Origin of the sequence: Enterobacter sp. E12 (assembly GCF_014596715.2) — a bacterium.
Classification (GTDB): domain Bacteria; phylum Pseudomonadota; class Gammaproteobacteria; order Enterobacterales; family Enterobacteriaceae; genus Enterobacter; species Enterobacter bugandensis.
This window is the reverse complement of the sequence record NZ_CP115601.1, coordinates 4,747,870-4,773,195: the sequence shown is the minus strand read 5'-3', so window position 1 is coordinate 4,773,195 and position 25,326 is coordinate 4,747,870. Positions and strand designations below refer to the sequence as shown.

The 25,326-nt window shown below is 56.2% G+C and carries 24 protein-coding genes; 11 read left to right on the top strand and 13 right to left on the bottom strand.

From position 1 onward, the window contains the following. Positions 1 to 45: 45 nt before the first annotated feature. Positions 46 to 675: a ribosome biogenesis GTP-binding protein YihA/YsxC gene (yihA, locus tag IB212_RS22845; protein ID WP_014885764.1), complete on the bottom strand. Its 630-nt coding sequence runs from the start codon at positions 673 to 675 to the stop codon at positions 46 to 48. 577 nt (positions 676 to 1,252) lie between these two features. Here yihA and yihI point away from each other — a divergent pair. Together yihI and hemN are read left to right on the top strand one after the other, a co-directional pair. Continuing rightward, positions 1,253 to 1,768, top strand: coding sequence for a Der GTPase-activating protein YihI (yihI, locus tag IB212_RS22840; protein ID WP_028014895.1), 516 nt, complete (start codon positions 1,253 to 1,255; stop codon positions 1,766 to 1,768). 188 nt (positions 1,769 to 1,956) lie between these two features. After that, complete coding sequence (hemN, locus tag IB212_RS22835; RefSeq protein ID WP_188246132.1) at positions 1,957 to 3,330, top strand: oxygen-independent coproporphyrinogen III oxidase; 1,374 nt, start codon at positions 1,957 to 1,959, stop codon at positions 3,328 to 3,330. 53 nt (positions 3,331 to 3,383) lie between these two features. On the opposite strand, the gene IB212_RS22830 is transcribed toward hemN, so the two are convergent. The 4 genes from IB212_RS22830 to glnA all read right to left on the bottom strand — a co-directional run bounded on the left by IB212_RS22830 (position 3,384) and on the right by glnA (position 7,657). Next, positions 3,384 to 3,494, bottom strand: a complete 111-nt coding sequence (locus tag IB212_RS22830; protein ID WP_017382667.1) for a YshB family small membrane protein — start codon at positions 3,492 to 3,494, stop codon at positions 3,384 to 3,386. Between the two features lie 110 nt (positions 3,495 to 3,604). Further along, the gene (gene glnG, locus IB212_RS22825; RefSeq protein WP_028014893.1) at positions 3,605 to 5,017 is read right to left on the bottom strand and encodes a nitrogen regulation protein NR(I); all 1,413 of its coding nucleotides are present in this window, start codon (positions 5,015 to 5,017) and stop codon (positions 3,605 to 3,607) included. An 11-nt stretch (positions 5,018 to 5,028) separates the two neighbouring features. Further along, positions 5,029 to 6,078: a nitrogen regulation protein NR(II) gene (gene glnL, locus IB212_RS22820; protein WP_014172250.1), complete on the bottom strand. Its 1,050-nt coding sequence runs from the start codon at positions 6,076 to 6,078 to the stop codon at positions 5,029 to 5,031. A gap of 169 nt (positions 6,079 to 6,247) precedes the next feature. Next, complete coding sequence (glnA, locus tag IB212_RS22815) at positions 6,248 to 7,657, bottom strand: glutamate--ammonia ligase (protein ID WP_008501856.1); 1,410 nt, start codon at positions 7,655 to 7,657, stop codon at positions 6,248 to 6,250. Between the two features lie 378 nt (positions 7,658 to 8,035). On the opposite strand from glnA, the gene typA reads away from it, so the two are divergent. Continuing rightward, positions 8,036 to 9,859, top strand: coding sequence for a ribosome-dependent GTPase TypA (gene typA, locus IB212_RS22810; RefSeq protein ID WP_028014891.1), 1,824 nt, complete (start codon positions 8,036 to 8,038; stop codon positions 9,857 to 9,859). A 51-nt stretch (positions 9,860 to 9,910) separates the two neighbouring features. Here the strand turns inward: typA and ompL are convergent, their stop codons facing one another. The 7 genes from ompL to yihU all read right to left on the bottom strand — a co-directional run bounded on the left by ompL (position 9,911) and on the right by yihU (position 18,648). Beyond that, positions 9,911 to 10,597 carry a porin OmpL gene (gene ompL, locus IB212_RS22805; protein ID WP_023333894.1) on the bottom strand — a complete coding sequence of 229 codons (687 nt, stop codon included), beginning with the start codon at positions 10,595 to 10,597 and terminating at the stop codon, positions 9,911 to 9,913. A gap of 74 nt (positions 10,598 to 10,671) precedes the next feature. Next, positions 10,672 to 12,096, bottom strand: a complete 1,425-nt coding sequence (locus IB212_RS22800) for an MFS transporter (RefSeq protein WP_188246133.1) — start codon at positions 12,094 to 12,096, stop codon at positions 10,672 to 10,674. A 43-nt stretch (positions 12,097 to 12,139) separates the two neighbouring features. After that, positions 12,140 to 13,522 carry an MFS transporter gene (locus tag IB212_RS22795; protein ID WP_022649848.1) on the bottom strand — a complete coding sequence of 461 codons (1,383 nt, stop codon included), beginning with the start codon at positions 13,520 to 13,522 and terminating at the stop codon, positions 12,140 to 12,142. Positions 13,523 to 13,567: 45 nt separating this feature from the next. Further along, positions 13,568 to 15,592 (bottom strand): alpha-glucosidase, encoded by a 2,025-nt coding sequence (locus IB212_RS22790; protein WP_188246134.1) that lies wholly within the window; start codon positions 15,590 to 15,592, stop codon positions 13,568 to 13,570. A gap of 16 nt (positions 15,593 to 15,608) precedes the next feature. Further along, positions 15,609 to 16,850 carry a sulfoquinovose isomerase gene (yihS, locus tag IB212_RS22785; RefSeq protein ID WP_023345127.1) on the bottom strand — a complete coding sequence of 414 codons (1,242 nt, stop codon included), beginning with the start codon at positions 16,848 to 16,850 and terminating at the stop codon, positions 15,609 to 15,611. A gap of 14 nt (positions 16,851 to 16,864) precedes the next feature. Then, a complete protein-coding gene (gene yihT, locus IB212_RS22780; RefSeq protein ID WP_188246135.1) occupies positions 16,865 to 17,740 on the bottom strand; it encodes a sulfofructosephosphate aldolase in 876 nt (291 codons plus the stop codon). 17 nt (positions 17,741 to 17,757) lie between these two features. Next, positions 17,758 to 18,648, bottom strand: a complete 891-nt coding sequence (gene yihU, locus IB212_RS22775) for a sulfolactaldehyde 3-reductase (RefSeq protein ID WP_188246136.1) — start codon at positions 18,646 to 18,648, stop codon at positions 17,758 to 17,760. A gap of 155 nt (positions 18,649 to 18,803) precedes the next feature. Here yihU and IB212_RS22770 point away from each other — a divergent pair, with 155 nt between their 5' ends. The 6 genes from IB212_RS22770 (at position 18,804) to fabY (ending at position 23,548) form a co-directional block, all read left to right on the top strand. Continuing rightward, complete coding sequence (locus IB212_RS22770) at positions 18,804 to 19,700, top strand: sugar kinase (RefSeq protein ID WP_188246137.1); 897 nt, start codon at positions 18,804 to 18,806, stop codon at positions 19,698 to 19,700. Between the two features lie 34 nt (positions 19,701 to 19,734). After that, positions 19,735 to 20,535 (top strand): DeoR/GlpR family DNA-binding transcription regulator, encoded by an 801-nt coding sequence (locus IB212_RS22765; protein WP_000059683.1) that lies wholly within the window; start codon positions 19,735 to 19,737, stop codon positions 20,533 to 20,535. A gap of 118 nt (positions 20,536 to 20,653) precedes the next feature. Next, the gene (yihX, locus tag IB212_RS22760) at positions 20,654 to 21,253 is read left to right on the top strand and encodes a glucose-1-phosphatase (protein ID WP_041911771.1); all 600 of its coding nucleotides are present in this window, start codon (positions 20,654 to 20,656) and stop codon (positions 21,251 to 21,253) included. Next, positions 21,247 to 22,128 (top strand): virulence factor BrkB family protein, encoded by an 882-nt coding sequence (locus IB212_RS22755; RefSeq protein ID WP_188246138.1) that lies wholly within the window; start codon positions 21,247 to 21,249, stop codon positions 22,126 to 22,128. Before yihX ends, IB212_RS22755 begins: the two co-directional genes overlap by 7 nt. Next, entirely contained in the window at positions 22,125 to 22,562 is a 438-nt protein-coding gene (gene dtd, locus IB212_RS22750) for a D-aminoacyl-tRNA deacylase (protein ID WP_008501836.1), read from the top strand. The genes IB212_RS22755 and dtd overlap by 4 nt, the downstream gene beginning before the upstream one ends. Positions 22,563 to 22,606: 44 nt before the next feature. Beyond that, positions 22,607 to 23,548 (top strand): fatty acid biosynthesis protein FabY, encoded by a 942-nt coding sequence (fabY, locus tag IB212_RS22745; protein WP_028014875.1) that lies wholly within the window; start codon positions 22,607 to 22,609, stop codon positions 23,546 to 23,548. Positions 23,549 to 23,560: 12 nt separating this feature from the next. Here the strand turns inward: fabY and IB212_RS22740 are convergent, their stop codons facing one another. Next, on the bottom strand, positions 23,561 to 24,478 hold the full coding sequence (locus IB212_RS22740; protein WP_047362471.1) for an alpha/beta hydrolase: 918 nt from the start codon (positions 24,476 to 24,478) through the stop codon (positions 23,561 to 23,563). A 199-nt stretch (positions 24,479 to 24,677) separates the two neighbouring features. On the opposite strand from IB212_RS22740, the gene IB212_RS22735 reads away from it, so the two are divergent. Together IB212_RS22735 and IB212_RS22730 are read left to right on the top strand one after the other, a co-directional pair. Then, positions 24,678 to 24,920 carry a ribbon-helix-helix domain-containing protein gene (locus IB212_RS22735; protein WP_060573391.1) on the top strand — a complete coding sequence of 81 codons (243 nt, stop codon included), beginning with the start codon at positions 24,678 to 24,680 and terminating at the stop codon, positions 24,918 to 24,920. Between the two features lie 2 nt (positions 24,921 to 24,922). Further along, positions 24,923 to 25,294: a type II toxin-antitoxin system VapC family toxin gene (locus IB212_RS22730; protein WP_077266491.1), complete on the top strand. Its 372-nt coding sequence runs from the start codon at positions 24,923 to 24,925 to the stop codon at positions 25,292 to 25,294. The last annotated feature ends 32 nt before the right edge of the window (positions 25,295 to 25,326 follow it).

The following is a 25,326-nucleotide window of genomic DNA, read 5'->3' as shown; positions in this document are numbered from 1 at the left end:
TAAAAGTTCGGGCAAAAAAAAGCGCGGACATCGCCGCGCTCGGTATTACTCTTCTTCCGCTTCCGTCGCGGGTTCCAGCTCGTTAAACCAGCTGTCGAGCTTCTGACGCAGCTTGTCCACGCCCTGTTTTTTCAGCGAAGAGAAAGGCTCAACCTGTACATCGCCATTGAAGGCCAGTACCGCTTCGCGAACCATATTCACCTGCGCTTTACGCGCGCCGCTTGCCAGCTTGTCGGCTTTCGTAAGCAGCACCAGCACGGCAATATCGCTTGCTACGGCCCAGTCGATCATCTGCTGATCGAGATCTTTTAGCGGGTGACGAATATCCATCAGCACCACCAGACCTTTCAGGCACATGCGTTTTTCCAGGTATTCGCCCAGCGCACGCTGCCACTTGATCTTCATTTCTTCAGGCACCTGCGCGTAGCCGTATCCCGGCAAGTCTACGAGGCGTTTGCCTTCAGCCACTTCAAAGAGGTTAATCAGCTGGGTACGGCCAGGTGTTTTTGAGGTGCGCGCCAGGTTCTTCTGATTGGTCAGCGTATTCAGGGCGCTGGATTTCCCCGCATTTGAGCGGCCAGCAAATGCAACTTCAATACCGGTATCAGAAGGCAGGTGGCGAATATCGGGCGCACTGGTGACAAAATGCGTCTGTTGGTAGTTCCAGGTAGTCACGTGGTCGTCTCCAAAAATCGTAATCTGGAGGGATTATACCCGAATGCGGGCAAAAGGCTTTTCTGATTGCACAAGGCTTGCAGGCGAATGCCCAAACGGCTGTGAGAGATCGGCTAATGTTGCTATGGGAGATTTCAGAGAATTCGCATGTGTCAAAAAATGCAAACTGTTTTAAATCATAATCTTATTTCCAGGTAATTATCTGAAAATCTGTATTTGTACCGTTTCGTTGCTTGTTAGTTTAACGGAACAAGGTAAAGTATGCGGCAAGGCGAGGAAGCCAACAGGAAATCGACTTAAGGATTAGGGTCAGGAGCGCCAGGAGGCGAAGACGCAGGATAGTCAGGACGACCAGCGCCTGGAGGCGTTTTAACAGGAAATGGAACCATACACGGACGGTATCAGCCAAAGGATAAACAGGGTGTGTTGTTGGTAAACATGGAATGTCTGACCCGTTAAGGGTTGTGAGTCAGGAAAAAAGGCGACAGATTGCTCTGTCGCCTTTTTTCTTTGCTTGCTTTCTGCTAGATTTCGCCGCAATTCTATACTGAAGAAAACGACTTTAAGATAAAACATCATGAAAAAACCAACCTCCGCTGCGGGCGCGAAACGCCCTGCAAAAGCACGCCGCAAAACGCGCGAAGAACTAAACCAGGAAGCGCGCGATCGCAAACGCGACAAGAAGCATCGTGGCCATGCTGCGGGTAGCCGTGCCAACGGCGGTGGTGCAGCGGGCGCCTCTGCAAAAGGCAAACAGCAGAAAGACCCTCGTATCGGCAGTAAAACTCCCATTCCACTGGGTGTGACAGACACCCCGGTCACTAAGCAGCACAAACCAAAGAGCGAGAAACCTATGCTTTCACCGCAGGCTGAGCTGGATATGCTGGAGAACGATGAGCGCCTGGACGCGCTGCTGGAACGTCTTGAAGAGGGTGAAACCCTGACCGCCGAAGAGCAGTCATGGGTAGATGCCAAACTGGACCGCATTGATGAGCTAATGCAGAAGCTGGGTCTGTCTTACGATGACGAAGACGACGAAGAGGAAGAAGAAAAGCAGGAAGATATGATGCGTCTTCTGAAAGGTGGAAACTAACATTTGCACCCGGCAGGCACGATAGTCCTGCTTATAACCCTTCCGGTTATATGTTATCTGGTGTGGTTATTCGTTAAACTACGGCGGTTGTCGCGGCGACAGAAGTGGCTGCGCACCCGAATGATGGCCCGCGATGGGGCCAGAACGGGCCGCCGTATACGAACGCGACACCAACGGAAGGAGTGAGCATGTCAGCACCAACTATCGACTGGGATTTGGCCCTAATCCAGAAGTATAACTATTCCGGGCCGCGTTATACCTCATACCCCACCGCGCTGGAGTTCTCCGATGCCTTCGGCGAGGCGGATTTTCTTCAGGCCGTCGCGCGCTATCCAGAGCGTCCGCTGTCGCTCTACGTCCATATTCCGTTCTGCCACAAGCTCTGCTACTTCTGCGGCTGTAATAAAATCGTGACCCGTCAGCAGCATAAAGCCGACCAATACCTCGATGCGCTCGAACAGGAAATTGTGCACCGCGCACCGCTTTTTAGAGGGCGTCACGTCAGCCAGCTTCACTGGGGCGGCGGCACGCCAACGTATCTCAATAAGGCGCAAATAAGCCGCCTGATGACGCTGCTGCGCGGAAATTTCAATTTTAACGACGACGCCGAAATCTCGATCGAAGTCGATCCGCGTGAAATTGAGCTGGATGTACTGGATCACTTACGCGCCGAAGGCTTTAATCGTCTGAGCATGGGCGTGCAGGATTTCAATAAAGAGGTGCAGCGTCTGGTCAACCGCGAGCAGGACGAGGAATTTATCTTCGCCTTACTCAACCACGCGCGCGACATCGGCTTTACCTCGACCAACATCGACCTGATTTACGGCCTGCCAAAGCAGACGCCGGAGAGCTTCGCCTTCACGCTGAAGCGCGTGGCTGAACTTAGCCCGGACCGCCTGAGCGTATTTAACTACGCGCACCTGCCGACGCTATTCGCCGCCCAGCGCAAAATCAAAGATGCCGATCTGCCTTCTGCCCAGCAGAAGCTGGATATCCTGCAGGAAACCATCACCTCTCTGACCGAGAGCGGCTATCAATTTATCGGCATGGATCACTTTGCCCGTCCGGATGACGAGCTGGCGATTGCCCAGCGTGACGGCGTTCTGCACCGCAACTTCCAGGGTTACACCACTCAGGGCGATACCGATCTGCTCGGCATGGGTGTCTCCGCCATCAGCATGATCGGTGACTGCTACGCGCAGAACCAGAAAGAGCTGAAGCTCTACTACCAGCAGGTTGATGCAACCGGCAACGCGCTATGGCGCGGCATCGCGCTGACCCGTGACGACTGCATTCGTCGTGATGTGATTAAGGCGCTTATCTGCAACTTCCGTCTCGACTTTAGCGACGTGGAAGCACAGTGGGATCTGACATTCAGCGAATATTTTGCGGAAGACCTGAAGCTGATTGCGCCGCTGGCGAAAGACGGGCTGGTGGATGTGTCGGAGAACGCGATTGAGGTCACGCCGAAAGGGCGTCTGTTGATCCGTAATATCTGCATGTGCTTTGACGCGTATCTGCGCCAGAAGGCGCGTATGCAGCAGTTTTCACGGGTGATTTAAGGCGCAAAGCCGGGTAAGGCGAAGCCGCTACCCGGCTTTTACATTTCACCCTGCTAGCTAAACAGCCCAACCAGCGCCGCACATAATACCGCCGCAACGGCAGTTTGTGGCGTGTGGCTTTCAGCTGCTCCGCTCGACAGTAAAGTCACTAATGATTCCAGCATGATGGTTCCCCCAATTTCCGGGCACGATCATACAAAACTCATCGGAACAGTAAAGCGCAAAATAACGGCAATTTGCGCTCAATTAATAACCTTTACACAGCGGGGTACGATCACTCCATTCCCAGCTCTTTCAGCTTGCGCGTCAGGGTATTACGCCCCCATCCCAGCAGGCGCGCGGCTTCCTGCTTATGGCCCTGCGTATGACGAAGCGCGGTGGTCAACAGCGTACGCTCCATCTCTGGCTGAGCCTCAGACAGCAGGTTTTGATGACCGGAACGCAGCGCGCGGTCGGCCCACTGCGCCAGCAGCGTTGCCCAGCTGTCCGGCAGCGCGTGCCCGGTGCTGCTTTCGGGCGCGGTGGCCTCAAACAGTTCGGCAGGGAGATCCTGAATCAACACTTCCTGTCCGGCGGCCATCACGGTCAGCCAGCGGCAGGTGTTTTCCAGCTGGCGCACGTTGCCCGGCCACGCCAGACGGGTGAGGGCGGCATCGGTTTCCGGGTGAAGCTGCTTGGCTTCCACGCCCAGCTCGCGGGCCGCCACCTGCAGGAAATGACGCGCCAGGCGCGGGATATCTTCCCGACGCTCGCGCAACGGCGGCAGGTGGACGCGGATCACGTTCAGGCGATGGAATAAATCCTCACGGAATTTGCCCTCCTGCACGCGCAGCTCCAGGTTCTGGTGCGTCGCGGCGATAATACGCACGTCCACCTTCACCGGCGCATAGCCGCCCACGCGGTAAAACTGCCCGTCGGCCAGCACGCGCAGCAGGCGAGTTTGAACGTCCAGCGGCATATCGCCGATCTCGTCCAGGAATAGCGTGCCGCCGTCAGCCTGCTCAAAGCGCCCCTGGCGAATGGTATTCGCGCCGGTAAACGCCCCTTTTTCGTGGCCGAACAGCTCGGACTCAATCAAATCCTTCGGGATCGCCGCCATATTGAGGGCGATAAACGGCGCTTTTGCCCGCGGGCTGTGGCGATGTAACGCATGCGCCACCAGCTCTTTACCTGTACCCGATTCTCCGTTAATCAACACGCTGATGGACGAGCGGGACAGACGGCCAATAATGCGAAACACGTCCTGCATTGCCGGCGCTTCGCCGATGATGTCAGTGGTTGGCCCAAAATCGGGCGCGTGGCGCGGCTGTTGTTGCTCCTGGTAGTGGCTAATCGCGCGCTCAACCAGCGCCACCGCTTCGTCGATATCGAACGGTTTGGGCAGATAATCGAATGCCCCTTGCTGATAGGCGCTCACCGCGGCATCCAGGTCGGAATGAGCCGTCATTATGATGACCGGAAGCATAGGATGGCGCTGTTTGATCTGCTTTAACAGCGCCAGCCCGTCCATGCCCGGCATGCGAATATCCGACAGCAGAACGTCCGGCGTTTTGGTGGTGAGTGCGTCGAGCACCTCGCTGCCGCTCTCAAACGTCGTGCAGCTTAAACCTGCCCCTGTGAGCGCGCGTTCAAGCACCCAACGGATGGAGCTATCGTCATCGACTACCCAGACTATCCCTCGTTGCATAAACGTCACCTTTATTTTTTAATCGGCAGGAAAACCGAAAACTCGGTATGTCCCGGCCAACTGGTAAATTCAATTTTTCCGGAGTGCTGATCGATCAAGCTGCGGGCGATAGATAAGCCCAGTCCCGTACCGCCTTCGCGCCCGCTTACCATTGGGTAGAACAGGGTGTCCTGCAGATGAGAAGGAATGCCAGGCCCGTTATCCTCAACGTCGATGCGTGCCGCCAGACGATAGCGCACGCCGTGCAGCGTGAGCTGGAAGGCGGTGCGGGTGCGTAAAATAATCTCGCCCCCTTCCGGCCCCAGCGCCTGCAGGGCATTGCGCACAATATTCAGCAGAACCTGCTCAATCTGGTCCGGGTCATGCGCCAGTTCCGGCAGGCTTGGGTCGTAATCACGCACCAGCGTGACGTTCTCCGGCAGCTCCATGGAGACGAGCTTCACCACCCGTTCAGCGACTTTATGAATGCTTTCTGAAACGTGCATACCCGGCTGCTGCGGCCCGAGCAGGCGATCGACCAGGTTACGCAGGCGGTCCGCCTGCTCAATGATGACGTTGGTGTACTCCGCCAGCGCGGGATCGGGCAGCGCCTTGGTCAGAAGCTGCGCCGCGCCGCGTAACCCACCCAGCGGGTTTTTGATTTCATGCGCCAGACCGCGCACCAGGTCACGGGCGGCAATTTGCTGCGCATGCTGAAGCTGCTCCTGGCTCAGGCGACGCTGATTATCCATCGGCGCCATTTCCAGCAGGATCAGTCCTTCGGGAAGACGTTGCGCGGTAAGAGAGAGAATATGTGAGCGCCCGTCGATCACCAGCGTGACTTCGTTATCGGTGAACCCCTGACCGGCCTGCAAACTTTCCTGCATCAGGCCAATATTCAGCGAGAAATAGCTCAACAACTCAGGAAGCGGGGTGCCAAACAGTTTGCGTGAACTCTGGGCGAGCAGCTGTTGCGCCGCCGGGTTGGCGTAATGGACGGCCAGCTCGTCGTCGACCAGCAGGATGCTGTTAATCAAAGAATTGAGGATCTGCCCAGCATCGGGCAGCGTGCCAGTTGCCATTCAGCAGTCTCCTGGAGTCGTTGCACTGTTTTAGTGCAGTATAGCGGTTTCGGCGTAAAAAGCGCGTGAGATCAGGTTGTTGGTGGAGAAAAAAGCCCATCCGGAGATGGGCTAAAAGTTTCCACGGCAACTACCCCCGGCGCTTTTGACGCCGGGTAAAACAACTAAATTAAACGCTGTAGTACAGTTCGAACTCAACCGGATGCGGAGTCATACGCACGCGGTCGTTCTCTTCAGTACGCAGGGCGATGTAAGCATCGATAGCGTCGTCAGTGAATACGCCACCCGCAGTCAGGAACTCGCGGTCTGCATCCAGCGCCTGCAGGGCTTCTTCCAGAGAGCCAGCAACCTGTGGGATCTCTTTCGCTTCTTCTGGCGGCAGGTCGTACAGGTTTTTGTCCATCGCTTCGCCTGGGTGGATCTTGTTCTTGATACCGTCCAGACCGGCCATCAGCAGCGCTGCGAAGCACAGGTATGGGTTAGCCGCTGGGTCCGGGAAGCGCACTTCGATACGACGCGCTTTTGGAGACGCCACCACCGGGATACGGATAGAAGCAGAACGGTTACGCGCAGAGTAGGCCAGCATAACTGGCGCTTCGTAGCCCGGGACCAGACGCTTGTAGGAGTTAGTGGTTGGGTTCGCCAGGGCGTTGATCGCTTTAGCGTGTTTGATCACACCACCGATGTAATACAGCGCCTGCTCGGACAGACCGGCATATTTGTCGCCAGAGAACAGGTTGGTACCGTTCTTGGACAGAGACATGTGGCAGTGCATACCGGAGCCGTTGTCGCCAAACATTGGTTTTGGCATGAAGGTCGCGGTTTTACCGAAACGGTGCGCAACGTTGTGCACAACGTATTTGTAGATCTGAATTTCGTCCGCTTTTTTGGTCATGGTGTTGAAGCGGGTTGCCACTTCGTTCTGACCCGCCGTCGCCACTTCGTGGTGGTGCGCTTCAACAACCAGGCCCATCTCTTCCATCACCAGGCACATGGTGGAACGGATGTCCTGCGCAGAGTCGACCGGAGGAACCGGGAAGTAACCGCCTTTCACACCAGGACGGTGACCTTTGTTACCACCTTCGTATTTGGTGGAAGAGTTCCATGCGCCTTCGATGTCGTCGATAGCCACGTGGGAGCCAGAAATAGAGGCACCGAAGCGGATGTCGTCGAACAGGAAGAACTCTGGCTCTGGCCCGAACAGAACGGTGTCCGCGATGCCGGTGGAACGCAGGTACTCTTCAGCGCGTTTAGCGATAGAACGTGGGTCGCGGTCGTAGCCCTGCAGCGTGCCTGGCTCGAGGATGTCGCAGCGGATGATCAGGGTTGGTTCTTCGAAGAACGGATCAATGACCGCAGTGGTTGCGTCTGGCATCAGAACCATGTCGGATTCGTTAATGCCTTTCCAGCCACCAATGGAGGAGCCGTCAAACATTTTGCCTTCTTCAAAGAATTCGGCGTTCACCTGATGAGCAGGGATTGTGACGTGCTGTTCTTTACCTTTGGTATCGGTGAAGCGCAGATCAACAAACTTCACTTCATGTTCGTTCAGCATCGTCAAAACGTGTTCAGCGGACATACTTAACTCTCCAGATTGGTCATTGTCGTCGTGGTAACGAGGTCTTCAATTTCTGTTGGTACTGGCTGTTGCCATGTATTTTTTATAAAGCGAAATCTGTGCCAACTTTTAAAACACCCCAAAAAGGCGTTATCATGCGCACCATAGTGCAAAAGGGCTGCACCATGATGGATTTGTTGCACCAGTATAGTGCTTCAATGTGAACATTAAGCACCATATTGGTGCAATTTACGTTAAAGTGCCCTTTTACCGCTCCGTGAAAGCGATCACAAAGCATCTCTGCAATACTTGTTTGCGGGGGATGTTTGTGATCCTGTTTTGTAGTGCGATTAATCCGTGTACAATAACGCGCTATTTCTAAATGCCTGAGGCAAAGTTGTGATCGAAAATTTGCGTAACATCGCCATCATCGCGCACGTTGACCATGGTAAAACTACCCTGGTTGATAAGCTGCTGCAGCAATCCGGTACGTTTGATGCGCGTGCCGAAACCCAAGAACGCGTGATGGACTCCAACGATTTGGAGAAAGAGCGTGGGATTACCATCCTCGCGAAAAACACCGCGATTAAATGGAATGACTACCGTATCAACATCGTTGATACCCCAGGGCACGCCGACTTCGGTGGTGAAGTTGAACGTGTAATGTCCATGGTAGACTCCGTTCTGCTGGTCGTTGACGCAATGGATGGCCCAATGCCACAGACGCGCTTCGTGACCAAAAAAGCTTTTGCCCATGGTCTGAAGCCAATCGTTGTTATCAACAAAGTTGACCGCCCTGGCGCGCGTCCTGACTGGGTTGTTGACCAGGTCTTCGACCTGTTCGTTAACCTCGACGCGACCGACGAGCAGCTGGACTTCCCTATCGTTTACGCCTCTGCGCTGAACGGTATCGCAGGTCTGGACCACGAAGACATGGCTGAAGACATGACCCCGCTGTATCAGGCGATTGTTGACCGTGTTCCTGCGCCAAACGTTGACCTGGAAGGCACCCTACAGATGCAGATCTCCCAGCTCGACTACAACAACTACGTTGGCGTAATCGGCATTGGCCGTATCAAGCGCGGTAAAGTGAAGCCTAACCAGCAGGTCACTATCATCGATAGCGAAGGCAAAACCCGTAACGGTAAAGTCGGTAAAGTCCTGACTCACCTGGGTCTTGAGCGTATCGAGAGCGACATCGCTGAAGCGGGCGACATCATCGCGATCACCGGTCTGGGTGAGCTGAACATCTCCGACACCATCTGCGATCCGCAGAACGTCGAAGCGCTGCCAGCCCTGTCCGTTGATGAACCAACCGTATCCATGTTCTTCAACGTCAACACCTCTCCGTTCTGTGGTAAAGAAGGTAAGTTCGTTACCTCTCGTCAGATCCTTGACCGTCTGAACAAAGAGCTGGTGCACAACGTTGCGCTACGCGTTGAAGAAACCGAAGATGCTGATGCATTCCGCGTTTCTGGTCGTGGTGAGCTGCACCTGTCTGTTCTGATCGAAAACATGCGTCGTGAAGGTTTCGAGATGGCGGTTTCCCGTCCGAAAGTAATCTTCCGCGAAATCGATGGCCGTAAACAAGAGCCGTTCGAAAACGTAACGCTGGACGTAGAAGAGCAGCACCAGGGTTCTGTGATGCAGGCGCTGGGCGAGCGTAAAGGCGACCTGAAAAACATGAATCCAGACGGCAAAGGCCGCGTACGTCTCGACTACGTGATCCCAAGCCGTGGCCTGATCGGCTTCCGTTCTGAGTTCATGACCATGACCTCCGGTACCGGCCTGCTGTACTCCACCTTCAGCCACTACGACGACGTTCGTCCGGGCGAAGTGGGCCAGCGTAACAACGGCGTACTGATCTCCAACGGTCAGGGTAAAGCGGTTGCGTTTGCGCTGTTCGGTCTGCAGGATCGCGGTAAGCTGTTCCTGGGTCACGGTGCTGAAGTTTACGAAGGCCAGATCATCGGTATTCACAGCCGTTCTAACGACCTGACGGTAAACTGCCTGACCGGTAAGAAGCTGACCAACATGCGTGCGTCCGGTACTGACGAAGCAACGGTTCTGGTTCCACCGATCAAGATGACCCTGGAGCAGGCTCTGGAGTTCATTGATGATGACGAACTGGTAGAAGTGACTCCACAGTCAATTCGTATCCGTAAACGTCACCTGACCGAGAACGATCGTAAACGTGCTATGCGCGGTGCGAAAGAAGACTAATACGGTCAATCCGTAGTAAAAAAAGCCGCTGAGAAATCAGCGGCTTTTTTATTAGAACGAATAACGTAACCCCAGGCGGATCCTGTACTGCTCGCGGTTGTAATCATTCCATCTGTCCAGCCACTGGAGTTCGAGGTACGGCAGCCAGTTTCTGTCGATCTTATAGCTGAACTTGTTGGTAATTTCCCAGTGATGGTCTTTGCCATTTTTGCTGTGGTAATCATTCACCCGCTGGAAAAAGTGCGGTTCAAAGGTGTAGAAAAACGCATCCGTCACCTTGAAATTCCAGTAGTTGGCAAATTCGTGCGTGTCGTTTTTATCCATCTGCCCGTTATAGTCCGGCGTATCGTAGTTGTTATGGTTATAGCGATAGCGGAACGTCAGATTAAACCCGTCCGTGAATTTATAGTTGGTATCTAAATAAACCGCGCCACCCGAACCGGCGCTGCTGTCGTTGATCAACCCGCCCGGCTGGAAGGTGAGTTTGTCGGTCGGCTTAAAGAGCGGATACCACCCCTCGATTTCGTTATAGCTGTGCTTAAGTTCATCCCATTTACCCACGTTATAGGCGTTGGTGAACATCAGTCCCGCGCCCATATCGAAGTTATAGCCCGCACGCAGGATCACCTCGTGCAGCTCAGAAGCCGTATTGTAGGCTTCGCGGGTTTCGACATAGGCCCCGGCAAATACCGGGCAGGACACAGACGACACGATCAGTACAGTGATGATTCTTTTCATAATTTGTCCATGTATCAGGTACAGAAAGGCCTCCCTCCTGATAAACAGGAAGGACATAGTGGCCGAATTTATTGTTATAAAGTGACTGCTGACGCTTTATTGTTGGGTGTTATCTCAGGGGTATTCGCTGACTGTTTTTTCCGTTTTCCAATCTCCTCGATAATAAAGGCGAAGCGCGCTTCGTTGAGTTTATAAAACAGCCCCATGGTCACGGCGGCGACGATTGCCAGGCCGCACGGCCAGAGGAAAATAAGCTGACGCAAACCCAGCAACGTGCCCGCGCTCTGCACCGCATGAGGAACGTAGCCGATCTGGGTCAGCATGATGCCGGGCAGGAAGCCGGCGAGAGCGGCGGAGATTTTGCGCGAGAAGGTGTAGCCGGTGTAAACCGATCCCTCGGCGCGGATGCCGGTTTTCCACTCGCCGTAATCGACGGTGTCCGGCACCAGCGCCCAGTTGAGGCTATTAACAAACGCCGTGCCGAAAAAGGCCATGCAGGAAAACAGCACGAACAGCAGGGAGCTGGTCCCCCAGAAGAAGTTCAGCACGTCGCCCACCGCCCACAGCGTCAGCCCGCCCAGATAGACCGGCTTCTTGCCAAAGCGCTTCACCGCGCCGGGCACCAGAAACACGCCAATCAGAATGCAGCCCATGCTGAAAAAGCCCATCCACGACAGCAGATGCAGGTCGTTTAGCACGTACTGGGTGTAATAGACCTGAATCGCCAGCTTGATGTTGAACGCGGCGAGAGTACACAGGTTGGCAATGCACAGCACCAGCAGCGGCGGATTGCGGAAAATCGCGCAGAACGATTTCAGAATGCCGGGCTTATGGTGATCGGGCGTTATCTCGACGTAGCGCTCTTTCACCCCGCTGTAGCACCACCACATGCAGAACAGGCCGCCGGTGACGAACACCAGCGCAGCCACCAGATAGCCGAGGGAGGGCTGGTGGACGAACAGCGCCTGAATGGGCATAAAGCCGACGGTGCAGAGTAACAGCCCCACCGTTGCGCCGCCCTGACGCCACGCGGCAAGCTGCGCGCGCTCGTTCGGGTTTTTGGTGATGGCAGGGACCATCGCACCGTAGGCGCAGTTCATCAGGCTGTAGCAGAGCCCAAACATCATGAAGAGCACGGTGGCGAGGGCCGTTTTGACCGTCAGGCTAAAGTCGTTGGCCATAAACTGCGCCGTCGCAACCAGCGCCACCGGGACGGAGGCATACAAAATGAATGGCCGGAACTTCCCCCTCGGTCCGATGTTTCGCCGGGAATCCAACAGCACCCCGGTAAGCATGTCGGTAAACGCGGTGAAAAACTTCGCGACGAGGAAAATAATGCCGCCGTAGAACGCGGGCATCCCCAGTTCATCGGTGTAAAACTTCAGCAAATACAGCGTGCCAATACAGAGCATCAGGTTCGAGCCAAAATCGCCCATCCCGTAGGCGCACTTCTCTCGCAGGCTCAATTTCAGGGTTAACGGATCAGTATTGTATGTCATGGTCGATCCTCAGAGCGCCCCGCAGGGCGCTCTATCACGTCATTTAGGCCGTACGTTTGCGCAGTTCGATCTCTTCCACGATGCGCACATACATCTTCTCGTTGAGGTTGTAGAAGCAGCCCATCGCCACGATGGTGATGACCGCCAGCAGGCTCGGGTAGATAAATATCAGCTGCCGCAGCCCTTCAACCGTCCCGGCGGACTGAACCACGTTCGGCACGTAGCCGATCTGGGTGAGCATGATCCCCGGGAAGAAGCCGGCCAGCGCCTGGGATACCTTCCTGAAGAAGGTAAAGCCGGTGTAGACCGTTCCCTCGGAGCGCACGCCGGTGCGCCACTCGCCGTATTCCACGGTATCGGACACCAGCGCCCAGTTCAGACTGTTCACGAACGCGGAGCCGAAGAACGCCAGGCAGGAAAACGCCACAAAGCTCACCGAGCCGCCGCCGAAGAAGTAGTTGAGCAGATCGCCCGCCACCCAAATTGCCAACCCGCTGATGTAGACCTTTTTCTTGCCGAAGCGCCGCACCGCGCCGGGCATCATAAAGACGCCGATAAAAATACAGCCCATGCTGAAGAAACCCATGTACGACAGCAGGATCGGGTCGTTCAGCACGTACTGCGTGTAGTAGACCTGAATAGCGAGTTTGACGTTAAAGGCGCCCAGCGTGCACAGGTTCGCGATGCACAGGATAAACAGCGGACGGTTCCCGGCAATGGCGCGAAACGACTGCAGCAGCCCCGGCTTTTGCGCCGGGTTAGCGGGCTGCGTCTCGACGTAACGCTCGGTGACGCCCTTATAGCACCACCACATAAAGAACAGCCCGAACAGCGAGAAGAGGGTGGCGGCAAAGATGTAGCCAAGCTGGTCGTTACCCTCAATCAGGTTCATCACCGGGACAAAGCCCACCGTACAGAGCAGCAGGCCGAGCGTGGCGCCGCCCTGACGCCAGGCCGCCAGCGAGGCGCGCTCGTCCGGGTTTTTGGTGATGGCGGGCACCATCGCGCCGTAAGAGCAGTTCATCATGCTGAAGAACAGGCCGTACAGCATGAACAGCACCGTCGCCATCACCGTTTTGCCGGTCATCTCAAATGGCGTACCGACGAAGTTGGCAATCGCCAGTAAGGTCACCGGGAAGGCGGCATACAGCACGAACGGGCGGAATTTCCCTTTCGGGCCGATCTTGCGCCTGGAGTCGAGCATGATCCCGGTGCCCATATCGGTGAAGGCGGTAAAAAACTTCGCAATCAGGAAGATAATCCCGCCGTATGTGCCCGGCAGCCCCAGCACGTCGGTGTAAAACTTCAGCAAATAGAGCGTGCCGATATCCAGCAGGATGTTAGAGCCGAGATCGCCCATCCCGTAGGCGAGTTTTTCTTTAAACGGCAGGCGTAGGGTTGCCGGATCGGAAGTATGTTGACTCATTATTGTTCTCCGTCTGCCCGCAGGTTTCCCTGCGGGCGAGCCTTATCAGATATCACGTAAGGTGCTAAACAGATCTGCCCATTCGCTGTGCTGGCGATAGAAGACCGGCGGCTTGCCGATCGGGGCATCTACGGTCACGTCACCGCCCTGGCAGGTTTCTCCGGTCCACGCATTGACCCAGCTGTCCTGCGGCAGATAGAGCGACCAGTCCCGGCGGCCCTCTTCATGAACCGGTGCCACCAGCAGATCGCGGCCAAACAGGTACTGGTATTTCAGCGTGTAGGCGCGCGCGTCGTCCTCATAGTGCAGGAACAGCGGACGCATCACCGGCAGGCCGCTTTTCGCGTTCTGCGCAACCGCAGCTTTGATGTACGGCTTAAGGGTGGTGAACACGGTGGTCATGCGCGCGAAGTGCGCGATGGTTTCCGCATCGCCGTCGAACTGCCAGTTGTCGCCAGGGCGGTTGCCCTCGTGGGTACGCATCATCGGCGTAAAGGCGCTGAAGTCGCACCAGCGCAGCAGCAGTTCCTTGCTGCGCTTCATCTCGAACAGGGTGGTATAGCCGCCGATGTCGCTGTGGTGCAGGCCGTGCCCGGTCATCGCCAGCGACAGCGCTGCGGGCACGACGGACGCCAGACCGTCGTCCAGGCTCCAGTCAACGTTCTGATCCCCCGCCCACATCATCACTGAGTGCTTCTGGCTGCCGGTGTAGCCCGCGCGCATGAAGAACAGGATCTCCCCGAGCTTGCCGGTCTCCTGGAGCGCCTCGTAGTTACATTTCGCCCACAGGGCAGGCCAGGCGTTATGCATGATCTCCGCGCTCACGCCGTTGTGCAGGAAAGTGTCGGTTGGCAGATACTCCCCGAAATCGGCCATCCAGCCGCCGCAGCCCAGTTCGATCAGGTTCTTTTTGATGACCTCTTTGTACCAGCCGTAGGCTTCCGGGTTGGTCAGGTCGATAACGCCCGCGTAGAACTCGCCGAACTCAACGTGGTAGTCCTCGCCGTTGGCGTTTTTGGTCAGATAGCCGCGTTTCGCCGCCTCTTCGCAGAGATCTTTATCGCTGGCGACGTACGGGTTGATATAGGAGAGGAATTGTACGCCCTCCTGCTTCCACTGCCCGATCCGCTCGTCAAGCTGCGGATAGAGCTCGCTGTTCCACTTCCAGTTCCACATCACGCGTTTGCCGAAGGAGGTCATGCGGATGCCGGACCAGTCCTGCGCCCAGATGCCGTTCACCTTCACGCCGCCCTCGCGCATGGCGTCGAGCTTCTGCTGGCACACCTCGGTGCCGCCCTGGATGCCCAGCGTCACGCCGTCGTAAACCCAGTCCGGCAGCTCAGGCTGGCGCCCCAGCAGGCCGGTGAGTTTTTCCAGCAGATCGACGTAGGTTTCCGCACATTCGAAGCGCAGCGTGGCGTTATCTTCCCAGAACGCCAGCTCGTGGAAATCCGGCGCGCTGAAGTCAAAGTTCATGTAGCAGCTGTTATCCACGTGGCAGTAGTACTTCTGGGTGCTCACAAAGGTAGGCTGCGGGAAGAAGGTCCAGTAGTAGTCACCACCCGCGTTCTCTTTACAGTCGGCCTGCCAGGTGACGTAGGTCTGCTTGTTGCGGCCCACGCCCTGCTCGCTGGTCCACAGCGGGAACGGCTTGCCGCGCAGGTCGAAGTACGAGAATTGCTCGCCGCAGCCGTAGATATGATCTTCCGGCTGCGCCGCCAGCCGCAGCCAGATGCGGTTATGGCCGGGAGCATCATTTTTCAGCTTCAGCTCCAGACGGCCTTCCGCATCCACGCCCACCAGCAGCGTCGCGCTTACCGCATCGCCGCGGGTAAAGCGGATCGCCCAGCCCGCGCTTTGCTGCGTGACGGTCGCGTCCGTCAGGGCAATCTTTTCGTTGAGCTTGTCTTTAATGCTGAAATTGCCGCGAAACATCTCGATATCGGCCTCGCCTGCTCCGATCCACAGGCAAGGCGCTTCTTCAGAGTGGGACAAAATCAGGCGATCCTGCCAGCGCAGGGTAAAGCCACGTTCGTTATTTTTTAGGTCAATATTGTGTAGGGTACGCATAAAAACTCCGTCTTTATTATTTGGCCTGGCTGTCCAGCAATCCGGCGGCGACGGCAGGCGCTAAGCCCGGCGCCAGCGGCAGGCGGGGGATCACCAGGCAGTGCAGCAGATGGTAAATATCCTGCTTGCCGTCCCAGACTTTGGTGGTCACTTCGTTATTAGTGTCCAGCTCCTGCCACCAGGAACCGTTTTCGTAATCCATCAGGTACTTGATGCAGTAATCCCACCACTTCTGATACCAGGCTTCGTACTGCGCTTCGCCGGTCACGGTATAGAGGGCATAGGCCGTGCCCATCGCCTCGACGATTGGCCAGCGCACGCGTTCGCGGACGATAGGCTTGCCGTCCCAGCCCACGGAATAGACAAACCCGTCGGCGCCGTCGGGTGCCCAGGCGTCGCGGATGGTGGCGTGGAACAGGCCTTTCGCATCTTCCAGCAGCCACTCAGGTGGAGTTTCAAAGCGCGCTTCCAGCGCGGCGCGCAGGTGCAGCATCAGGCGGCCCCACTCAATCCAGTGTCCCGGCGTGCCGCCGTAGGCGCGGAAGCGGTGAGCAGGATTATCGATGTTGTAATCGCGGATCGGGTTCCAGTCGGTGTCGAAATGCTCGTTAACGCGATACTCACCTTTGCGCGCTACGTCGTGAATAATCACCGAGGCGATGCGCAGGGCGCGGTCGAGCCACTTACGGTCGTGGGTTACGTCATAGACAATCAGGAAGGCTTCCACGGCGTGCATGTTGGCGTTACCGCCGCGGTAATCTTCCGTTTTGCTGAAGGCTTCATCCCAGGACTCGAGGCACATTTGCTCCTGTTCGCTCCAGAAGTAGCGCTCAATCACCTCGATGGCATCGTCCAGCAGCTTGCGTGCCTGCGGGTGTCCTGTGGTCACGGCGCTCGCCGCGCCCAGCAGGACGAAGAAGTGCTGATAGCCCTGCTTGGAGGCGTCAATGACGCCTTCATCGTTTACGCAGGCGTACCAGCCGCCGTGCTGCTTGTCGCGCAGCGGACCGTTGAGGGCGTTAATGCCGTGCTCAACCAGGGCATACGCGCCGGGACGGCCCATGTTCGCCGCCACCGCGTACACGTGCAGCATGCGGGCGGTGATCCACAGGTGGGTACCCATATCGCTGCGCACCTGCCCGTTATTGCCCAGCCAGCCAAAGCCGGTCGGTACGGCGGCGTTTTTGCCGAAATCAAGAATGCGGTCGGTCTCTTGTTCGAGCCAGCGGTTGTGGCTCAGGGTGTTAAACCATTTCATGTTCGGGTCCTTTCTTAACGGCGAGCCATCATTTCGTCGACGATCTCACCCAGACGCTGAAGTTTTGGTACGGAAATATCACGCAGCATCAGCTCGGTATCCGGCAGGCCAATCACCGAGGACCAGACGGCGCGACCGGCTAAAAAGCCCGATGCCCCCGCCTGCATCGCCACGCTCACGGCGCGCGGGAACAGCTTATCGTCCACGCCGGAGGAGAGGATCACCCACGGCATGGCGATGTTCTCGTTCAGCTTCTGCGAGGCCGCCAGCAGTTCCTGCTGCGTGCCCTTACCAAACAGCGGCATCTCCACCTTGTAGAGGTCGGCACCGCTGTCGCCCAGCTCTTTAGCCGCATCGATAATCGCCTGTTCGCGGTTAAATTCGGCTCCGCGACGCGGCGGACGCACCACAGGCTCGATAATGCTCAGCAGCCCGTTGTCGTGGCACAGCGTATTGAACGCTTTCACCATCTCCAGGCGCTGCTGCGGATCTTCATCGCTACGCCACAGCACCAGCAGCTTCAGCGCCTTGCCGCCGTCGCGTTTGATCGCCTGCGCGTCGATGTTCTTGTCGATGACCACGCTGTCGACCGGGATCCCGTTCCCTGGAATAAACTCGTCGGCCGCCACAATCATCGCGCAGCTTTCGGCAACGGCCTGCTGCTCCACAATCTGGCGATAGCAAAACTGCTGATCGACGAGAATGGCAGAGGCGTACGGCGACAGAATCTTCGCCGCGTTGACCTTAAAATCCGTCAGGTGCTGGTCGGTTACCGGCACCGGCGCGCCTGCGGCGGCAAACATCAGGCGCATCGCTTCGCGCTGATCCACGGCCAGCATTGCAAAACCGCCGGAAGGTCGGGTGATATCTTTCAGGGTGTACATCGTCATTCCTCAGTCCTTTCGTATCAGTGTGATTTTTTCAGCCCGGCAGATGCGCGAACCTGTTCAAGAATGGCCGTCCAGTCTTCGCGCCCGCGCCCGGCGGCGCGAGCCTGGTTATAAACTTCGCGGGACGCCGCGCCCAGCGGCATCGGAACGTGGAGCTGGTTAGCCACGTCCAGGGCGATCCCCAGATCTTTATGCGCAAGGTCGATCATGAAGGCGGGTGAAAGATCGCCTTTCAGCACCTTGTTCGGCCATGAGGTGGTGAAGTGGCCTTTACCCGCAGGCGTACCGCTCATAACCTTCAGCGCCACGTCAAAGGAGAGGCCAAGCGCTTCACACAGCACCGCCGCCTCGGCGGAAAGCGCGTTCAGGGCGATGCTCATGTAGTTATTGATAAGCTTCACGCGGATGCCCATGCCCGGCCCGCCGGCGTTAATCAGCTCACTGCCCATCGCCATTAAGACAGGGGTGGCGCGTTCCACCTGCTGCGCGGTGCCGCCCGCCAGCAGAAGCAGCGTGCCGGCGATGGCATGGTCAGACGTGCGTCCCACGGGCACGTCCATCAGGCTGAAGCCGCGCTCTGCCATGTCACGGATCAGCGCGTCGGTTTGCAGCGGGTGGATGGTGGACATATCAATCACCAGCGCGTCGCGGGATAACCCTTTGCACACGCCGTGCTCGCCGAACAGCACGCTGCGCACCAGGTCGCCGTTTGGCAGCATGGTAATGACGAATTCGGCGTCCGTTGCGGCCTGAGCGGGCGTAGCCGCCGCCCGTGCGCCGCTCTCTACCAGCGCCTGAACCGCCTGCGGGTTCACGTCAAAGACGTTAAGCTGATGGCCTTGCTTCAACAGATTCTTCGCCATTGGCGCGCCCATCTGACCTAAACCGATAAATGCGATTGCTGACATGCCTCTCTCCTGTCACATCGTGTCAATTTCTGCGCGTTTTTGTTGTCTGTTTTTGATCGTATTTGTAATTTATAGTCAAAAAATTGACACGGGTCACTTTTTAAACATTTGGTGAAATTAAAATGAAGGCATCAGAAATCGCAGAAGGAATCACCATGACTCGCATCGTTTGTGTCGGCATTACCGTGCTGGATCGCATCTGGTATCTCGATGATTTACCTAAAGAAGGAGGGAAATATGTCGCAAAGGATTATACGGAAGTGGGCGGTGGCCCGGCGGCCACGGCGGCGGTGGCCGCGGCAAAACTGGGTGCGGAAGTGGATTTTATTGGCCGGGTGGGGGACGACGATACAGGCAGACGGCTGCTTGCGGAGCTGGAATCCCTGGGGGTGAAGACCCGTTACACCCGCGTATTTAAGGGTGCCCGATCGTCACAATCCGCGGTGCTGGTGGACGCAGGCGGAGAACGAGTGATTGCCAACTACCCCAGCCCCGATCTGCCCGCCGAGGCAGACTGGCTGCATGAAATCGACTTCTCGCAATGGGATATCGTGTTAGCAGACGTGCGCTGGCATGACGGGGCAAAACAGGCGTTTACCCTGGCCCGTCAGCAGGGCGTTCCTACTTTGCTTGATGCCGACGTTACCCCGCAGGACATCGCGGAGCTGATAGCCTTAAGCGACCACGCGGCCTTCTCCGCGCCGGGCCTGCGGCGACTAACTCAGTTGGATAAAGCAGAAGATGCCCTTAAAAAAGCACAAACGCTCACAAATGGACATGTGTATGTCACTCAGGGGCGAGATGGCTGCTACTGGCTGGAAAACGGCGCCTTGTGTCATCAATCCGGCTTTGAGGTGAAGGTGGTGGATACCACCGGCGCGGGCGACGTTTTCCACGGCGCGCTGGCGTTCAGCCTGGGGCAGCAATCCACCGCCGTAGACGCCGTGCGTTTTGCCAGCGCCGTCGCCGCCCTGAAATGCACAAAGCCCGGCGGGCGCGCGGGTATACCCGACTGTGATCAAACCCGCTCTTTTTTGTCACTTTTTGTATAAAATGCGGAGCGTGATGGTTTTCAGAGGACAGCCCATGAGCCTTACCGAACTGACCGGCAACCCGCGTCACGATCAGCTGCTGACGCTGATTGCCGATCGCGGCTATATGAACATTGATGAACTGGCGCAGCTGCTGGACGTGTCGACGCAAACGGTGCGCCGGGATATCCGTAAGCTCAGCGAGCAGGGGCTGATCACGCGTCATCACGGCGGCGCGGGCAGGGCATCCAGCGTGGTGAACACGGCGTTCGAACAGCGCGAAGTGTCGCTTACCGAAGAGAAGCGGGCGATTGCGGAGGCGATTGCGGACTATATTCCCGACGGCTCAACTATTTTCATCACCATCGGCACGACCGTAGAGCACGTTGCCCGGGCGCTGCTTAACCATAATCATCTGCGCATCATCACCAACAGCCTGAGGGTGGCGCATATTCTGTATAAGAACCCGCGCTTTGAAGTGATGGTGCCGGGCGGCACGCTGCGCCCGCACAACGGCGGCATTATCGGGCCTGCGGCGACGGCGTTTGTGTCTGGTTTTCGGGCGGACTATCTTGTGACCAGCGTCGGGGCGATTGAGCACGACGGCGCGATGATGGAGTTTGACGTGAATGAAGCCAGCGTGGTGAAAACCATGATGGCCCACTCTCGCCACATTTTGCTGGCGGCCGATCATACGAAATACCACGCCTCCGCGGCGGTTGAAATCGGCAACGTGGCGCAGGCAACGGCGCTGTTCACCGACGAACTGCCCGGCTCGGCGCTGCAAAACCACCTTAAATCCAGCAAGGTTGAGGTTGTTGAAGTCAATTCCGGAGAAGAGCAGCAGGCTGGCTGACCTTCTGATGGCCCGATATGCCTATTCGGGCCTTTCCTTTCTCTAAGCTGAATCTGGCGCATAGCTAAAGTTACTCTTTCCCGCTACAGTTACTTTTCCACGGCGAAAGGAGATAAACATGCTTTATATCTTTGACTTAGGAAATGTAATCGTCGATATCGATTTTAACCGGGTGCTGGGCGCATGGAGCGATTTTAGCCGTGTTCCGCTGGCGACGTTAAAGCAGAATTTCGCGATGGGCGACACTTTCCATCTGCACGAGCGCGGTGAGATCAGCGATGAAACGTTCGCAGAGCGTTTCTGCCAGGAAATGGGTCTCTCGTTAAGCTATGAGCAGTTTTCCCACGGCTGGCAGGCCATATTTGTCGCGATCCGCCCCGAAGTGATCGACATCATGCATAAACTGCGCGAGCAGGGGCATCGCGTGGTGGTGCTGTCGAATACCAACCGCCTGCATACCACCTTCTGGCCGGATGAATATCCGGAGATTCACGCGGCAGCAGATAAAATTTATCTCTCCCAGGAGATGGGCATGCGCAAGCCTGAAGCGCGTATTTATCAGGCGGTTCTGCAGGAAGAAGGATTCTCCGCGGCCGATGCGGTCTTTTTCGACGACAACGCCGATAATATAGAGGGAGCTAACCAGTTAGGTATCACGTCAATTCTGGTGACCGGAAAAGAGACGATACCGAACTATTTTGCGAAGCAGTTATGCTAAAAACCGTTCATCAAAAAGCCACGCACCATACTCGGCCGCTCCGGGCATGGCTGAAGCTGCTCTGGCACCGCATTGATGAGGACAACATGACGACGCTGGCGGGGAATCTCGCCTATGTGTCGTTGCTCTCATTGGTGCCGCTGGTGGCGGTCATCTTTGCCCTGTTTTCCGCGTTTCCGATGTTTGCAGATGTCAGCTTGCAGCTTCGTCATTTTGTTTTTGCAAACTTCATTCCGGCCACCGGCGACGTTATTCAGAACTATATTGAGCAGTTTGTCGCCAACTCCAGCAAGATGACGGCGGTGGGCGCCTGCGGCCTCATCGTCACGGCGCTGCTTTTGATGTATTCCATCGACAGTGCTCTCAACACCATCTGGCGAAGCAAAAAAATCCGTCCTAAGGTATACTCCTTTGCCGTGTACTGGATGATTTTGACCCTCGGTCCGCTGCTGGCGGGGGCGAGCCTGGCGATAAGTTCCTATCTTCTTTCTCTGCGCTGGGCGAGTGACTTAAACAGCGTGATTGATAACGTTCTGCGCATTTTCCCGCTCATTTTATCGTGGCTCTCATTCTGGCTGCTTTACAGCGTGGTGCCGACGACGCGCGTACCTAACCGTGATGCCATCGTGGGTGCGCTGGTCGCAGCCGTCCTCTTCGAGCTGGGCAAGAAAGGATTCGCGCTTTACATCACCATGTTCCCGTCTTATCAGCTGATTTACGGCGTGCTGGCGGTGATCCCCATTTTGTTTGTCTGGGTTTACTGGACCTGGTGTATCGTCTTGCTTGGTGCCGAAATAACTGTCACTCTCGGCGTATACCGCGAACTTAAAAAAGTAGCAGAAGCTGAAAAACAATTAGAAGCAGACCAACCATGATTGCATTGATACAGCGCGTAACCCGTGCCAGCGTCACCGTGGAGGGAGAGGTGACGGGTGAAATTGGCCCAGGACTTTTGGTGTTGTTAGGTGTCGAAAAGGATGATGACGAACAAAAAGCGAACCGCTTATGCGAGCGCGTGCTGGGCTACCGCATATTCAGCGATGCGGAAGGCAAGATGAATCTGAACGTCCAGCAGGCGGGCGGCAGCGTGCTGGTGGTTTCCCAGTTTACGCTGGCAGCGGATACCGAGCGCGGCATGCGCCCAAGTTTCTCTAAAGGCGCCGCGCCGGATCGTGCAGAAGCACTTTACGAATACTTTGTTGAGCGTTGTCGCCAACAGGAAATGAATACGCAAACCGGACGATTCGCTGCAGATATGCAGGTCTCGCTGGTGAACGATGGCCCCGTCACATTCTGGCTTCAGGTATGAGCCAACTGGCGGCGTGGCCGCGGGTAACAAGAGAGAGTACAGCTATGTATCACCTTCGAGTACCGCAAACGGAAGAAGAGTTAGAAGCGTATTACCAGTTCCGCTGGGAAATGCTGCGCAAGCCACTGCATCAGCCAAAAGGATCTGAACGCGACGCCTGGGATGCGATGGCCCATCATCAGATGGTGATGGACGAAGAGGGCAACCTCGTCGCCGTCGGGCGACTGTATATCAACGCTGATAACGAAGCGTCGATTCGTTTTATGGCGGTTCACCCTTCCGTGCAGGATAAAGGGCTGGGGACGCTAATGGCGATGACGCTGGAGTCCGTCGCCCGTCAGGAAGGCGTTAAGCGCGTCACCTGTAGCGCCCGGGAAGATGCCGTGGAGTTTTTTGCCAAACTCGGTTTTGTTAACCAGGGTGAAATCACCGCTCCGCAAACCACGCCGATTCGCCACTTTTTGATGATCAAACCCATCGCCACGCTGGACGATATTCTTCATCGCGCGGACTGGTGCGGGCAGCTGCAGCAGGCCTGGTATGAACACATCCCTCTGAGTGAAAAGATGGGCGTGCGCATTCAGCAGTACACCGGGCAAAAATTCATTACCACCATGCCGGAAACCGGCAATCAGAACCCTCACCACACCCTGTTTGCCGGCAGCCTGTTTTCCCTGGCGACGCTCACCGGCTGGGGGCTGATCTGGCTAATGCTGCGCGAGCGGCATCTTGGCGGCACCATTATTCTGGCCGATGCCCACATTCGCTACAGTGCGCCGATCAGCGGCAAGCCGAGCGCGGTGGCGGACCTTGGCGCGCTGGGCGGCGATCTTGATCGTCTGGCACGTGGCCGCAAAGCGCGCGTGCAGATGCAGGTTGAGTTGTTCGGCGATGAAACGCCGGGCGCGGTGTTTGAAGGAACCTATATCGTTCTTCCTGCGAAGCCGTATGGCGCTTATGAAGAGGGTGGGAACGAGGAGGAGTAGTCTCTTCCGTTTTTATCGCCGGGCGGCACTGATCCGCCAGGCGATATCCCGCATCACGTCCCTCGCCGACTGACTCACGCCGCCAAGCTGAAAGAAACCGTGTATCACACCCAGCCACCGTTGGGCCGTGCACGTCACCCCCTGCTCTGAAAGATGCCGATACAGCATCTCGCCCTCATCACAGAGCGGATCATACTCAGCGGTAACAATATGCACTGGCGGAAGTCCGCAAAAATCATCCCGCCACAGTGGGCTGGCTTCTGGATGTTGGCGATCGGTGCTGGCCAGATACATTTCATACCCGCTGAGCAGGGTGTCGCGAGTGATGACATAATCCGCGCCGTTGAGAATATAGCTTTCAAAACGAGCCGTCGCGTCGAGCATTGGGTAGATCAGGATCAGCTGTGCTGGTTGCCAGACACCTTTCGCTTTGAGCCGCAGCGACGTCACCAGCGCCAGATGTGCCCCTGCACTGTCTCCGCAAAGGGTTATCCGGTTTCTGTTAACCCCAAGCCTGTCGGCATACTGCCAAACTAAATCTGCCCCTCTTTCAGCGTCGTCATGTGCGGCGGGGAAAAGATGTTCTGGCGCAAGCCGGTACTGCACCGCAACGATACGGCAGTTGCCTTTAAACGCCAGCTGGCGAAGCTGATTATCATGCGTTTCAAACCCACCGCTGACAAAACAACCGCCGTGATAGTAGATGGCTGCAGGTAAGGTTTCGGGTGCATTGAGAGGTGAAAACACCCGAAAGGTCATCTCCTCAAGAACGAGCGTTTCAACAAGGACGCGATTTTCAGTCTCACCGGCAAGTTCTGTGCTCGCAATGTACCCGGCTCTGCGGTCATCAATACTTTGCTTTCGCGGGGAGGGCCGTCCTGCCGCAATAAAATCCTGAACAAGCTTTTTAATACCCTTTTCCAGCGCCATGGCTACGTCCTTACACTGTGTTTATATACAGCTTTATAGCCTGGTTTACGGCAGATGAAAACAGAGAAATTTGCGGGTGTGAACATTCTGGAAAGCGGCTCGCAAAACCTGCAACTACCTTGGCTATGCCCTTTAACTCTGTTTTTAATGTGGATATATTGCCTGAAAATTAACCGCAGATGATATACTAAGGTGATATATGAGTCTTTTGGCGGACCTTGATATGGGCAGAATACTGATCGATTTGTCTGATGACGTGATTCAACGTTTGGATAACCTCAAGCAATTGCGAAATCAACCACGTGCTGAACTGCTTCGCGAAGCGATTGAGCTGTATCTCGACCAGCAGAGTTCTTCTGTTATCCGAAATGCGCTTGGTCTGTGGGGAGACAGAAAAGAGGACGGGCTTGAGTATGAACGCAAGCTGCGTGAGGAGTGGTAATCATGGAGCACATGGCAGTGTTTGATACCAATATTCTCATTGATCTCTTCAACAACCGTGTTGAAGCTGCGGATGCGATTGAGCATACCGCGTCGCATCGTGCCATCAGCTTAATTACCTGGATGGAAGTGATGGTGGGCGCTCGCAGGCATGGTCATGAAGCGAAAACGGCAGCCGTGATGGGCGCTTTTGAAATTATTGATGTGTCTCGGGATATCGCGGAAAGAAGCGTTTTACTACGTGAGAAGCATGGGATGAAACTGCCTGATGCTATCATCCTGGCTACAGCGCAGAGCAGAAAATGTCCGTTGATTTCTCGCAACACGAAAGATTTTGCGGGTATTGACGAGGTCCTTACGCCTTACCAGGTGTAGGCCGGGCAAGCTCGCGCCGCCCGGCACTCTCA

Bases quoted from the DNA above. Each gene is read 5' to 3' on its own strand.
- hemN (WP_188246132.1), top strand. From the start codon at position 1,957: ATGTCAGCACCAACTATCGACTGGGATTTGGCCCTAATCCAGAAGTAT.
- IB212_RS22795 (WP_022649848.1), bottom strand. From the start codon at position 13,522: ATGAGTCAACATACTTCCGATCCGGCAACCCTACGCCTGCCGTTTAAA.
- glnG (WP_028014893.1), bottom strand. From the start codon at position 5,017: ATGCAACGAGGGATAGTCTGGGTAGTCGATGACGATAGCTCCATCCGT.
- dtd (WP_008501836.1), top strand. From the start codon at position 22,125: ATGATTGCATTGATACAGCGCGTAACCCGTGCCAGCGTCACCGTGGAG.
- IB212_RS22730 (WP_077266491.1), top strand. From the start codon at position 24,923: ATGGAGCACATGGCAGTGTTTGATACCAATATTCTCATTGATCTCTTC.
- yihU (WP_188246136.1), bottom strand. From the start codon at position 18,648: ATGTCAGCAATCGCATTTATCGGTTTAGGTCAGATGGGCGCGCCAATG.
- ompL (WP_023333894.1), bottom strand. From the start codon at position 10,597: ATGAAAAGAATCATCACTGTACTGATCGTGTCGTCTGTGTCCTGCCCG.
- IB212_RS22735 (WP_060573391.1), top strand. From the start codon at position 24,678: ATGAGTCTTTTGGCGGACCTTGATATGGGCAGAATACTGATCGATTTG.
- glnL (WP_014172250.1), bottom strand. From the start codon at position 6,078: ATGGCAACTGGCACGCTGCCCGATGCTGGGCAGATCCTCAATTCTTTG.
- IB212_RS22790 (WP_188246134.1), bottom strand. From the start codon at position 15,592: ATGCGTACCCTACACAATATTGACCTAAAAAATAACGAACGTGGCTTT.
- glnA (WP_008501856.1), bottom strand. From the start codon at position 7,657: ATGTCCGCTGAACACGTTTTGACGATGCTGAACGAACATGAAGTGAAG.
- IB212_RS22770 (WP_188246137.1), top strand. From the start codon at position 18,804: ATGACTCGCATCGTTTGTGTCGGCATTACCGTGCTGGATCGCATCTGG.
- fabY (WP_028014875.1), top strand. From the start codon at position 22,607: ATGTATCACCTTCGAGTACCGCAAACGGAAGAAGAGTTAGAAGCGTAT.
- yihS (WP_023345127.1), bottom strand. From the start codon at position 16,850: ATGAAATGGTTTAACACCCTGAGCCACAACCGCTGGCTCGAACAAGAG.
- IB212_RS22800 (WP_188246133.1), bottom strand. From the start codon at position 12,096: ATGACATACAATACTGATCCGTTAACCCTGAAATTGAGCCTGCGAGAG.
- yihX (WP_041911771.1), top strand. From the start codon at position 20,654: ATGCTTTATATCTTTGACTTAGGAAATGTAATCGTCGATATCGATTTT.
- yihT (WP_188246135.1), bottom strand. From the start codon at position 17,740: ATGACGATGTACACCCTGAAAGATATCACCCGACCTTCCGGCGGTTTT.
- IB212_RS22755 (WP_188246138.1), top strand. From the start codon at position 21,247: ATGCTAAAAACCGTTCATCAAAAAGCCACGCACCATACTCGGCCGCTC.
- IB212_RS22765 (WP_000059683.1), top strand. From the start codon at position 19,735: ATGAGCCTTACCGAACTGACCGGCAACCCGCGTCACGATCAGCTGCTG.
- yihI (WP_028014895.1), top strand. From the start codon at position 1,253: ATGAAAAAACCAACCTCCGCTGCGGGCGCGAAACGCCCTGCAAAAGCA.
- IB212_RS22740 (WP_047362471.1), bottom strand. From the start codon at position 24,478: ATGGCGCTGGAAAAGGGTATTAAAAAGCTTGTTCAGGATTTTATTGCG.
- IB212_RS22830 (WP_017382667.1), bottom strand. From the start codon at position 3,494: ATGCTGGAATCATTAGTGACTTTACTGTCGAGCGGAGCAGCTGAAAGC.